10 protein-coding genes are annotated in these 12,434 nt (G+C 64.4%); 1 reads left to right on the top strand and 9 read right to left on the bottom strand.

Annotated features, from left to right (window positions below; translation table 11 throughout):
• Positions 1-152 precede the first annotated feature (152 nt).
• Entirely contained in the window at positions 153-1,457 is a 1,305-nt protein-coding gene (locus QX071_RS06455) for an MFS transporter (protein ID WP_315701719.1), read from the top strand.
• 18 nt (positions 1,458-1,475) lie between these two features.
• On the opposite strand, the gene glgA is transcribed toward QX071_RS06455, so the two are convergent.
• The 9 genes from glgA to QX071_RS06410 all read right to left on the bottom strand — a co-directional run bounded on the left by glgA (position 1,476) and on the right by QX071_RS06410 (position 12,194).
• A complete protein-coding gene (glgA, locus tag QX071_RS06450; RefSeq protein ID WP_315701720.1) occupies positions 1,476-2,936 on the bottom strand; it encodes a glycogen synthase GlgA in 1,461 nt (486 codons plus the stop codon).
• The gene (gene glgC, locus QX071_RS06445) at positions 2,933-4,195 is read right to left on the bottom strand and encodes a glucose-1-phosphate adenylyltransferase (protein ID WP_315701721.1); all 1,263 of its coding nucleotides are present in this window, start codon (positions 4,193-4,195) and stop codon (positions 2,933-2,935) included. The genes glgA and glgC overlap by 4 nt, the downstream gene beginning before the upstream one ends.
• 152 nt (positions 4,196-4,347) lie before the next feature.
• Entirely contained in the window at positions 4,348-5,295 is a 948-nt protein-coding gene (locus tag QX071_RS06440) for a carbohydrate kinase (RefSeq protein WP_315701722.1), read from the bottom strand.
• Positions 5,292-6,944 carry an FGGY-family carbohydrate kinase gene (locus QX071_RS06435; RefSeq protein ID WP_315701723.1) on the bottom strand — a complete coding sequence of 551 codons (1,653 nt, stop codon included), beginning with the start codon at positions 6,942-6,944 and terminating at the stop codon, positions 5,292-5,294. Before QX071_RS06435 ends, QX071_RS06440 begins: the two co-directional genes overlap by 4 nt.
• Before the next feature lie 31 nt (positions 6,945-6,975).
• Positions 6,976-7,749 carry an SDR family NAD(P)-dependent oxidoreductase gene (locus tag QX071_RS06430; protein ID WP_315701724.1) on the bottom strand — a complete coding sequence of 258 codons (774 nt, stop codon included), beginning with the start codon at positions 7,747-7,749 and terminating at the stop codon, positions 6,976-6,978.
• 47 nt (positions 7,750-7,796) lie between these two features.
• Positions 7,797-8,801, bottom strand: coding sequence for an ABC transporter ATP-binding protein (locus tag QX071_RS06425; RefSeq protein ID WP_315701725.1), 1,005 nt, complete (start codon positions 8,799-8,801; stop codon positions 7,797-7,799).
• A gap of 14 nt (positions 8,802-8,815) precedes the next feature.
• The gene (locus tag QX071_RS06420) at positions 8,816-9,646 is read right to left on the bottom strand and encodes a carbohydrate ABC transporter permease (protein WP_315701726.1); all 831 of its coding nucleotides are present in this window, start codon (positions 9,644-9,646) and stop codon (positions 8,816-8,818) included.
• A 3-nt stretch (positions 9,647-9,649) separates the two neighbouring features.
• Entirely contained in the window at positions 9,650-10,522 is an 873-nt protein-coding gene (locus tag QX071_RS06415; RefSeq protein ID WP_315701727.1) for a sugar ABC transporter permease, read from the bottom strand.
• A 340-nt stretch (positions 10,523-10,862) separates the two neighbouring features.
• The gene (locus QX071_RS06410; protein ID WP_315701728.1) at positions 10,863-12,194 is read right to left on the bottom strand and encodes a sugar ABC transporter substrate-binding protein; all 1,332 of its coding nucleotides are present in this window, start codon (positions 12,192-12,194) and stop codon (positions 10,863-10,865) included.
• Positions 12,195-12,434: the final 240 nt, after the last annotated feature.

The raw sequence follows: 12,434 nt of genomic DNA, 5'->3' as shown, positions 1-12,434 counted from the left end.
CTTGTTTTGCGTGGACGGCTCACGCCGCGTTCTGGTTGGCTTCCGCAAACGGCGGTAGCATGACACATGCTGACGACTGAGCCTGCATTTTGATCGAGGCCTGGCTGTTACTGAATGCCAGCCTGGTGGATTGCATCAAAAGGGATTGCACGATGACGATGGCGACCGAAACCCTATCCGACCGCACCACGGCTTCGCCGATCGCCCATGTGGTGAGCGCCAGCGTGCTGGGCACCGCGATCGAATGGTACGATTTCCTGATCTACGGCACGGCTGCCGCGCTGGTGTTCAACAAACTGTTTTTCCCGGCCTTCGATCCGTTGATGGGGACGATCGCAGCGTTCGGCACCTATGCCGTGGGCTTCGTGGCCCGGCCGATCGGCGGTGCCATTATCGGCCATTTCGGCGATCGGCTCGGCCGCAAGACGATGCTGATGGCAACGCTGCTGATCATGGGCGCCGGCACGTTCCTGATCGGCTGCCTGCCGACGTACCAGCAGATCGGCATCTGGGCGCCGATCCTCCTGGTCGCGCTGCGCTTCGTGCAGGGCATCGGGCTCGGCGGCGAATGGAGCGGCGCGGTCATCATGGTGGCCGAGCATGCCGGCGATCGCCGCGGCTTCTGGGGCAGCCTGGTGCAGGTCGGATTTCCGGCCGGCGTCGCCGCCTCCACCGCGATCTTCAGCGTGATGAGCGCGCTTCCCGAGGCGAGCTTCCTGAGCTGGGGCTGGCGCGTGCCGTTTCTCGCGAGCATCATCATGGTCGCGATCGGCCTGTTCGTCCGCTTCCGGTTGGCCGAAACGCCTGCATTTCAGGAACTGGTCGCGCGTCGGGAGCGGGTCGCTCAGCCCGTGGTGGAGGTCATCAGGCGCGACTGGTGGAGCTTTCTGCTGGCTGTCGGGATCACCGTCTCCGAGGTCGGTCTCGCCTACATCCTGACCGTGTTCGTGATCACCTATGCCAACAGCAGGCTGGCGCTGCCGCGCGAGGTCGTGCTCAACGCGGTGGTCTATGCCGCTCTCGTCGAATTCATCACCTTGCCGCTGGCGGGCTGGCTCTCCGACATCTACGGCCGCAAGGCGCTGTACCTGACCGGCGCGTTGACCACGATCGTGCTCGCCTTCCCGCTGTTCTGGCTGCTCGACACCAAGGATCCGACCATCATCACGGTCGCGATGATCGTCACCATGACGATGACACACGCGCTGCTGTTCGGGCCGAAGGCCGCCTTCATGCCGGAGTTGTTCGGTACACGCGTGCGCTATAGCGGCGCCTCGCTCGGCGCCAATGTCGCGGCGGCACTCAGCGGCGGATTCTCGCCGATGATCGCCACCGCACTGCTGGTCTGGGCCGGCGCATCCTGGGCGATCTCGCTCTACATCATCGCGCTCTCGCTGATCAGCGCGCTGGCCGTGCTGGCGACGCCGGAGACGGCGCGGCTGCCGCTGAAGAGCTGAGTCTCGCGGCGGCTACAATCAGCCGCCGTGCTGGGCGACGAGGCTGCGATAGAGCTCGGCATATCTGCCGGCGCGGTGCCGCCACGAAACGTCTGTCAGCATGCCGTTGAGCTGCATGCGCGGCCAGTTCGAGGCATGGCTGCGTGAGGCGAAGAACGCCGCCGCAGCGCGCCGCACCGCCTGGTCGAGGTTTTCAGCCGTCACCGGGCCGAAGGTGAATCCGGTGGCATCCGGACCTGCCGCGCTCTCGTCGCGCACGGTGTCGGCGAGGCCACCGACCGCCGCGACGATCGGGATCGCGCCATAGCGGAGCGCACAGAGCTGGGTCAGGCCGCAGGGCTCGAAACGCGACGGCACCACCAGCGCGTCGCAACCGGCCTGGATCAGATGCGCCAGCTTTTCGTCATAACCGGTGACGACGCCGATATGGCCGGGATCGCCAGCAGCAGCAGCGCGAAACGCATCGCGCAGGTCCGCATCGCCGTCGCCAAGCAGCGCCAGCTGCATGCCGCCGCTCGCGAATGTCGGCAGGCACGCCAGCAACAGATCGAGCCCCTTCTGCCAGGACAGCCGGCTGACCACACCGAGCAGGAAGGCATCCGGCGAGACCTCGAGCCCCATGCGCCTTTGCAGCGCCGCCTTGTTGGCGGCGCGCGCTTCGAGCCGCTCGACGCTGTAGTTCGCGGGAAGCGCGGAATCGGTCGCGGGATCCCATACCGCCGTGTCGATGCCATTGAGGATGCCGGACAGATCGCCCGCGCGCTGGCGCAGCAGACCAGCCAGCCCCATGCCGTATTCGTCGCTCTGGATCTCGACGGCGTAGGTCGGCGACACCGTGGTGATGCGATCGGCGAACTGGAGGCCCGCCTTCAGGAAACTGATGTCGCCGTAATATTCGACCCCATAGATCGAGAACGATTCCGGCGGCAGCCCAAGGGGGCCCAGCAGGTCGCGGGGAAAGCGGCCCTGGAACGCCATGTTGTGCACGGTCATGACCGTGACCGGATGCGGCTGATGGCTGTAGAGCAGATAGGCCGGCATCAGCCCGGCCTGCCAGTCGTGGCCGTGGACCACATCCGGCACGAAGCCGGGCGCGGAGCCAAGCCCGATATAGGCCGCGGCGCGCGCCAGCGCGGCAAAGCGGAACGCATTGTCCGGCCAATCCGTGCCGTCAGGTTGGACGTAAGGATTGCCCTCGCGCGCATAGAGGTGCGGCGCGTCGAGCACGAACAGGTCGAGTTCGCCATGCGAGCCGCCGAGCAGCCGCGCGTTGCCGCCGAAGAAATTCGGCAGCGAGCTGATCTCGCTGGTCTGCTCCAGCGCCTTCATCACCGCAGGATAGCCCGGCACCAGCGTGCGCATCTCGACGCCTTCGGTCCTGAGCGCAATCGGCAGCGCACCGGCCACATCGGCAAGCCCGCCGGTCTTCACGATCGGATAGATCTCCGACGCGACCGACAACACGCGCATGGGCGTCATCGATTGAGCCCGTCAATCATCGGCTGGGTGATGAGAGTGACGCCGTTCTCGGTTGTCCGGAAACGCTTGGCGTCGAATTCGGGGTCTTCGCCCACGACCAATCCTTCCGGAATCTGCACGCCGCGATCGACCACCACGTTCTGCAGCCGTGCATGGCGGCCGACATTGACGTAAGGCAGCAGCACCGAATTGTGCAGCCTGGAATAGGAGTGCAGGCGCACGCCGGTGAACAGCAGCGAGCGTTGCACGCAGGCGCCGGAGACGATGCAGCCGCCGGACACCAGCGAACAGGTCGCCTCACCGCGGCGGCCATCCTCGTCATGGACGAATTTCGCCGGCGGCGTGATCTCGGAATAGGTCCAGATCGGCCAGGTGCGGTCATAAAGGTCCAGTTCGGGCGTCACGTCGGTCAGGTCGAGATTGGCCGCCCAATAGGCGTCGACCGTGCCGACGTCGCGCCAGTAGCTGCGCGGATCGTGGTCGGTGCGCACGCAGGAGCGGTTGAACTGATGTGCGACCGCACGGCCGTTCTTGACAAGATAGGGAATGATGTCCCTGCCGAAATCATGGTTCGAGTTGGGATCGGCCGCATCGCGCTTGAGCTCGTCGAACAGGAACTTCGCGTCGAACACGTAGATACCCATGCTGGCGAGCGACATGTCGGGCTTACCCGGGATCGGCGGCGGATCTTTCGGCTTCTCGATGAAATCGCGGATGGTTTCATCCTCGTTCATGTGAATGATGCCGAAGCCCGAGGATTCCGCGCGCGGCGTCTCCAGGCAACCGACAGTGACATCGGCGCGCTGGTCGACATGCTGCTGCAGCATCAGTTCGTAATCCATCTTGTAGACGTGGTCGCCGGCGAGCACGACGATGTACTTGCTGTTGTAGGTCTCGAGAATGTCGATGTTCTGATAGACTGCGTCAGCCGTGCCGACGTACCACATGGTCTCGGACACACGTTGGCTTGCCGGGAGAATGTCGAAGCTTTCGTTGCGCTCGGGACGGAAGAAATTCCAGCCCATCTGCAGATGGCGGATCAGGCTGTGCGCCTTGTATTGGGTGGCGACCGCGATGCGGCGGATGCCGGAATTGACCGCGTTTGACAGCGCGAAATCGATGATGCGCGACTTGCCGCCGAAATGGACCGCGGGCTTGGCGCGGCGGTCGGTCAGCTCCAGGAGCCGGCTGCCGCGTCCCCCTGCCAGCACGAAGGCGAGCGCGTGGCGTGATAGCGGCTCAGTTCCGGCGGGTGCCATGGTTTCCTCCTTTTGCGTCGGCAGTGCGATCGGTCCGCCCGCATACCGAACCGGCATGCAACCGGGCCGTTGCCCACCTTAATATGACTGAGGAACAGCCAACCAGTTCCGTTTGCGCTATGCAATGCCCGTTGCGCTGTGCAAGGCCGCGGTCAGCCGAGCCGATGCCAGGTCGCCACCATCTCAGGCCATCGTGGCGGGTCCGCCCCCGGCCGGGTGCAGGTCACTGCCGCGCAGGCGGCAGCAAAGGAGAGCGTCCGGCGGAGCTCCGCCGCACTGAGCGCGGCCAGATCATCCCGCCCGACTCGGCCCAATGCGCGCAGTGCAAACAACAGGCCGGCCTGGAAGCTGTCGCCGGCTCCGATCGTGTCAACGACCTCGATTGCGGGCGCCATGACCTCGACCGCACCGGCCTTGCGGTGCCAGGCCAAAGCCCCCTTCGGCCCGCAGGTCACGACGAAAAGATGACAGCCACCTCTCAGCAGGATCTCGGCGCGTGCGGCATAATCGTCGCCGCCATAGAGGTATTCGAAATCGACATCCGACATCTTGATCATGCCAGCCAGGTTGGCGAATTCGTCCATCCGCACCCGATAGGCCGCCTTGTCCGTGACCAGGTTCGGCCGGCAGTTCGGATCGAACGAGATCGTCGCATGATGACGGGCCGCGTCGATCAACGCACGCGTCTCGGCCGCGCCGTGGTCGTGGACCAGGGTGGTCGAGCCGACATGCAGCGCTTCCACCGTATCGAACGGGATGCTGCCCGGCCGATAGGTCCACTTCCGCGCCGCGGTCTCGGCGTCATAGAACGCATATTGCGCCTCGCCGGCGATGTGCTGCACGAAGGCGAGCGTGGCCTGGTCGGCGCTGCGGGTCGCATAACGCAGGTCGACCTGCGAACTCTGCGCGTGCTCGGCGATCATGCGGCCGAACATGTCGGTCGAGATGCCGCCGACAAAGCCGGTCGGCACCTCCAGCCGTGCCAGCCCGACCGCGACATTGAGACAGGAGCCACCGACGACCGGCCGCAGAGCGGCCCGTCCGTCCGCCGTAGCCGCCGGCACGAAATCGATCAGCGCATCGCCACAACTCAGGATCATGCGCGTCCCTCCGTTACGATGTCGCGCATCATCGCGCGACTGTCGCGATCGAGCCTGCGCATCAGCCCGTGCACCTCACGCTTCCTGCGATGAAAGGCGGCGAGCTTCGGGTTGGTCGGATCGCTCGAACGCCCGAGTGCCGACATCGCCGCCATCGTGTCGCCGATCGAGCGGAAGGTGCCGCTCGCGACCGCACCGAGCATGGACGCACCCAGCAGCACCGGCTCCTGGGTGCGCGGCAGCGCCACCACGAGCCCCGTGGTGTCGGCCATGATCTGTCGCACCAGCGGACTGCGCGACGCGCCGCCCGCCATCACCACGATGCGGCTTTTCACATCGTTCGCTGCGAACGCATCGATGACGTCGGCGAGACCATAGGCGAGGCCGCAAAGGGCGGCGACGAACAGCCGCTCCATCGCGCCGATGTCGGACGCGAGGTCGAGGCCGGCGATCACCGCGCGTGAATCCGGATCAGCGTAAGGTGAGCGATTGCCCAGAAACTCGGGAAGGACATGAATGTCGCGTGCAAGGAGTGCGGCCGCACCCGGAGCTTTCACGCGCGCGATGATCCGCCGCTCCAGATAGTCGATGACGTCGATGCCCTGAGCCCGCGCGGCGGCGCTGGCCTCCCCATAGCAGGGATGCGAACGGAGCAGATGATCGATCGCCGCACCCGCCGCCGATTGACCGCCCTCGTTGAGCCAGAAGCCCGGCACCATGCCCTGGTAATAAGGCCCCCACACACCTGGCACGAAGCACGGCTCGACCGTGGTTGCCATGATGCAGGCCGACGTCCCCATGATGTAAGCGAGCCGTTCGCAGACATTGACCTCGGCACCATCGGCCTCGCGGCCGCCGATCGCGCCGACGCCGCCGGCATGGGCGTCGATCAGCGAAGCTCCGACCGGCGTGCCGGGAGTGAGGCCGAGATCCTGCGCCGCGGCGCGCGAAAGCCCCGCGCCAAGCGGCGTGCCTGGCGCCACGATGTCGGTGCCGATCCGCGCATAGTTCTCCTCGACGAAGTCTTGCAACCCGATCCGCCGGAAATAGTCGGCGCTCCAGCGCCCGTCATGCGCGAGGTAGTTCCACTTGCAGGTGACAGTACACATGGAGCGCGCCGGCGAACCGGTCGCGCGAAAGGTGAGATAATCGGCGAGATCGAAGAAATGACCGGCTTCATCGAAGCTCTGGCGCAGATGCCGTTTCAGCCACAGCAGCTTCGGCATCTCCATTTCCGGCGAGATCACCCCTCCGACGTAGCGCAGCACCTCGTGCCCAGCGGTGTTGATGTCGCGCGCTTCCGGGACGGCGCGGTGATCCATCCAGACGATCACGTTGCGCGCGTGATCGCCCGATGTGCTGACGGTGAGCGGCCCGCCCTGCTTGTTCAGCACCACCAGCGAGCAGGTCGCATCGAAGCCAAGGCCTTTGACCGCATCAGGGGTGACGCCGGCCTCCGCCAGCGCCGCCCGCACCGCGATGCAGCAAGCGCTCCAGATGTCGTCGGACGACTGCTCGACGATGTCGCCGGCCTCCTGCCACAGTCTGATCGGGTGCCGCGCCGCTGCGAGCAGGTGGCCGGCCTCGTCGAATATCCCTGCGCGTGTGCTCGACGTTCCGACATCGACGCCGATAAAGGCCTGCCGCATGTTTCACTCCCGCCAATGATTTGACGCGAGCTTACCAGCAAGTGTAGCCGCCATCGACCACGACGACGCTGCCGGTCATCAGGCTGGCCGCCTCGGAGGCGAGGAACAAAACGACCGACGCGATCTCGTCGACCCGCCCCATCCGCGCCATCGGCGTGCCGCCAATCCAGGCATCATACATGCGCGGATTGTTCTTCACGAAGGCGTTCAGCGGCGTCTCGATATAGGTCGGCGCGACCGCATTGACGCGTACGCCGCGCGCACCCCATTCGGCTGCCAGCGACTTGGTCAGATGGTGCACTGCAGCCTTGGAGGCGTTGTAGAAGCACTGCTCCTGCGGCTTGTTGACGATGAAGCCGGACATCGAGCCGATATTGACGATGTTGCCGGATTTCGCCGCCATCATGTGCTTGCCGAACGCGCGGCAGCACCAGAAGGTGCCGTTCAGGTTCACGTCCAGCACGTTGAGCCAATGCTCATCGGTGACGGTCTCCGCCGGCGTCTCGCTCCGGGCGATGCCGGCATTGTTGACGAGAACGTCGACCTTGCCGAACCGCGCCGCCAGTTCATCGGCAACCTCGGTGACGCGCGCCGAGTCGGTCACGTCCATGATCACGGTTTCGGTGTCAAAGCCCTTGCCCTTCATCTCGGCCTGCGCCGCAATGGCAACCTTGGGATCGCGGTCGGCGATGACGACCTTGGCGCCGGCTTCCGCCAGCGCCTCGACACAGGCGAGCCCGATGCCCTGCCCGCCTCCGGTCACCAGCGCGATCCGTCCGTTGAGCCTGAATTTTTCCAGATACATGGTCGTCGTCCGTCTTTCTCATTGACGCCCAAAGGGGACGTCACCTCTCACGCAACAATCGCGTTGCCGTTGTCGTCGAAGCGGTAGATCCGATTGGGGTCGGGCTGCAGCGCGATCTGGTCGCCGGGCTTGAGGCTCTTCTCGCCGACGCAGCGCACGGTCAAGGTGCCGAGCGCTCCGGCGTCGACATAAAGAAAAGTGTCGCTGCCGAGATGCTCGGCCACCAAGACCTTGCCCGGCCAGCCCTGCCCGTCGCTGACGATGTTGAAATGCTCCGGCCGCACGCCGATGGTGGCGGCACCGCGCATAGCGGCTTCCGCGCCGGTGATGAAATTCATCTTCGGGGAGCCGATGAAGCCGGCGACGAACAGGTTGGCCGGCTTCTGGTACAGCTCGATCGGCGAGCCATATTGCTCGATCTTGCCGGCGTTCAGCACCACGATCTTGTCGGCCATGGTCATGGCCTCGACCTGGTCGTGAGTGACATAGATCGCCGTGGTGCCGAGTTGCTTCTGCAGCCGCGTCACTTCGAGCCGCATCTGCACCCGCAACGCGGCATCGAGATTCGACAGCGGCTCGTCGAACAGGAACGCCTTCGGCTCGCGCACGATGGCGCGGCCGATCGCGACGCGCTGACGCTGACCGCCGGAAAGCTCGCGCGGCTTGCGGTCGAGATACGGCGTCAGGTTCAAGGTGGCGGCGGCCGCCTCCACCTTGCGGTTGATCTCGTCCTTCGGCAGGCCCGCCATCTTGAGGCCGAAGGCGATGTTGCCGCGCACGCTCATATGCGGATAGAGCGCGTAGGACTGGAACACCATCGAGAGCCCGCGCTTGGCCGGCGGCACATTCACGACGTTCTTGCCGTCGATCAGGATCTTGCCGTCCGAAACGTCTTCGAGGCCGGCAATCAGCCTGAGCAGCGTGGTCTTGCCGCAGCCGGACGGCCCGACGAACACGACGAACGAGCCGTCGGCGACGTCGAGATCGGCGCCCTTGATGATGTGGACCGGCCCGAACGACTTCTGGACTCCTTCCAACGTGATCCGTCCCATGATCCGGCCTTTCGTTATTTCACTGCGCCGAACGTCAGCCCGCGCACGAGCTGCTTCTGGCTGAACCAGCCGATGATGAGGATCGGCGCAATCGCGAGCGTGGACGCCGCCGACAGCCGCGCCCAGAACAGGCCTTCCGGGCTCGAATAGGAGGCGATGAAGGTGGTCAGCGGCGCCGCCTCCGAGGTGGACAGGTTCAAGGTCCAGAATGCCTCGTTCCAGGCGAGAATCAGGTTGAGCAGGAGGGTCGAGGCCAGCCCCGGGATCGCCATCGGCGTCAACACATAGATCAGCTCGCGGCCGATCGTGGCGCCGTCCATCCGCGCCGCTTCCAGGATGTCCTTCGGGATTTCCTTGAAATAGGTGAACAGCATCCAGATCACGATCGGCAGATTGCCAAGACAGAGGATGAAGACGAGGCCGGCACGGGTGTCGAGCAGCCCGGCATTCTTGTAGATCAGATAGATCGGCACCAGCACGCCGACGGGCGGCATCATCTTGGTCGAGAGCATCCAGAGCAGGATGTCCTTGGTGCGTTTGGTCGGCGAGAAGGCCATCGACCACGCCGCGGGAATCGCGATCAACAGCGCGATGAGCGTCGAGCCGCCGGCGATGATGATCGAATTGAGCGCGTGGTGCAGATAGTCACTGCGCTCCTGCACAGTGGCATAGTTCTCGGTGGTCCAGTGGAAGAACAGGAAGGACGGCGGGGTCGCGAAGGCTTCGAGTTCGGTCTTGAAGCTCGCCAGCACCATCCACAGGATCGGGAAGAAGATCAGGAAGCCGACCAGCCAGGCGGCGATGGTCGAGATCGCAACGTGTCGTCCGGTGACCTTGCGCGCCATTTATCAAGCCTCCAGATTGCGGCCGACGATCCGCACCAGGAAGAAGGCGACGATGTTGGCAATGACGACCGCGACGAGGCCGCCGGCCGACGCGCTGCCGACGTCGAACTGGATCAGCGCCTGCGAATAGACCAGGAAGGCGATATTGGTGGTCTGCAGGCCCGGCCCGCCACCCGTCGTGACGAAGATCTCGGCGAAGACCGTAAGCAGGAAGATGGTCTCGATCAGGATCACCACCGTGATCGGACGCGCCAGATGCGGCAGCGTCAGATAGATGAAGCGCGACGACGCGCTGGCGCCGTCCATCTCCGCCGCCTCCTTCTGCTCCTCGTCGAGCGACTGCAGCGCGGTGAGCAGGATCAGCGTGGCAAAGGGCAGCCACTGCCAGGCGACGATGAAGATGATGGCGAGAAGCGGCGCGTCGGTGAACCAGTCGATCGGCGTCAACCCCAGCGAGGTCGCGATCCAGGCGAACAGGCCGGACACCGGGTGCATCAACAGGTTCTTCCAGACCAGCGCGCTGACCGTGGGCATCACGAAGAACGGTGCGATCACCATCAGCCGCACGAAATTGCGGCCGATCACGGGCTGATCGAGCAGGATCGCCAGCGGGATGCCGAGTCCGATCGTCAGCGCCAGCACCGAGCCGACCAGCACCAGCGTGTTCTGCAGCGAGGCAAGGAAGGCGGGATCGGTGAGGAAGTAGGTGTAATTCTCCAGCCCGACGAAGCTTTCCGAGCCGGGATCGAGCAGGCTGTAATGCAAGGTCGAGAAGTAGATCGTCAGAGCCAGCGGCACGATCATCCAGATGAACAGCAGCAGCACCGCCGGAGACATCAGCGCCCGCGCCAGCAATTGCGTCTGTCTGGTGGCCATATCGTCGTTCCTTACGCGCGATGAGAGGTCGTCATTGCGAGCGGAGCGAAGCAATCCAGTATCGTCGAACGGAAAGATCCTGGATTGCTTCGTCGCCTTCGGCTCCTCGCAATGACGAACCGATGGCTTGCGTCGGTTGGGCAAAGGCGCGGTGCGCCGTGCCCACGTCAGTTCGAGTTGATCATCTCTCGATGGGCACGCTTCGCTTTGCCCACCCTACGCCCTGCACAACAGCCTACGGAGAAGAGAGAGAGAAAAAGGCGGCCATCCCAAGCTGTACAAGGGATGGCCGCAAGGATCAGCTCGGGAGGAATTTTGACGAGCTGACACAAATCGCGGCCTATTTGATGTAGCCGGCCCGCTTCATTTCCCGTTCGGTCGCCGACTGCGCCGCGGCGAGCGCTGCATCGACCGTGGTCGAGCCGGCGAGCGCCGCCGAGAACTGCTGGCCGACCGCCGTACCGATACCCTGGAATTCCGGAATCGCCGCATATTGCACGCCGACGTAAGGCACCGGCTTCACCGTTGGATGGTTCGGATCGGCGGCATTGATCGAGGCCAGCGTCGGCTTCGCAAACGGAGCGACCTTCAGATAATCCGGGTTCTGATAGAGCGAGGTGCGGGTGCCCGGCGGCACGTTGGCCCAGCCCTCCTTGGCGGCGACCAGCTTGAGATAGTCCTTGCCGGTGGCCCAGGCGATGAACTTCTCGGCCGCATCGACCTTCTTCGAGCCGGCGGGGATTGCGAGGCTCCAAGCCCAGAGCCAGTTCGCGCTCTTGCCGAGCCCGGTATTCGGGGCCATCGCGAAGCCGACCTTGTCGGCGACCTTGGAGTCCTTCGGGTTGGTGACGAAGGATGCAGCGACGGTGGCATCGATCCACATCGCGCATTTGCCGGCGTCGAACAGCGCCAGATTTTCATTGAAGCCGTTCGAGCTCGCGCCGGGAGGGCCAGCCTCCTTCATCAGCTCGACGTAAGTTGTCAGCGTCTTCTTCCATTCCGGCGTGTTGAACTGCGGCTGCCATTTTTCGTCGAACCAGCGCGCGCCGAACGAATTCGACATCGCGGTCAGGAAGGCCATGTTCTCGCCCCAGCCAGCCTTGCCGCGCAGGCAGATGCCGAACACGCCGGCCTGCTTGTCGGTCAGCTTCTTGGCGGCATCGACCACGAAGTCCCAGGTCGGGCTCTCCGGCATCTTCAGCCCGGCCTTGTCGAACAGGTCGGTGCGATACATCGTCATCGAGCTCTCGCCGTAGAACGGCGCGGCATAGAGCTTGCCGTCGACGGAGACCGCATCCTTGATCTTCGGCAGCAGATCGCCGGCGTCGTAGTCGGGACCGAGCTTGTCGAGCGGCACCAGCCAGCTCTTCTTGGCCCAGATCGGCACCTCGTAGGTGCCGATGGTGAGGATGTCGAACTGGCCGCCCTTGGTGGCGATGTCGGTGGTGACGCGCTGGCGCAGCACGTTCTCCTCCAACGTCACCCATTTGACCGAGATATCGGGGTTGGCCTTGGTGAATTCGCCGGTCAGACCCTGCATGCGGATCATGTCGCCGTTATTGACCGTGGCGATGGTCAGGGTGGTCTCGGCCTTCGCCGGCATTGCCAGGAGCAACGCCGCGGCGCCGAACAGGCCGCCCAGAAGTCGTGTCGCAGTGAAGCCGGTCCTCAAACTGTAACTGTGCCTTACAGCAGCGTGCCTTGCAGCATCGTTCCTCACAGCATCCTCCCTTACCCGCGCATTCTGAATATATGCTCACGCGTTGAGCTGATGTTCACTACAGCAGTCAAGTTTTGTCAAGGACAGCCCGGCGCCTTGTAGTTACGCAATGCGGAAGATTGCTGCTGTGCGGGTGCGGGCAGGTCAAAGACGAGTGCGATGCGTTCCCTCACCTGGCGGAGTGAGGTTGCA

The organism is Bradyrhizobium sp. SZCCHNS1022, from assembly GCF_032484835.1.
Taxonomy (GTDB): domain Bacteria; phylum Pseudomonadota; class Alphaproteobacteria; order Rhizobiales; family Xanthobacteraceae; genus Bradyrhizobium.
The sequence above is the reverse complement of the archived record's forward strand: the minus strand, read 5'-3'. Positions and strand labels throughout refer to the sequence as shown.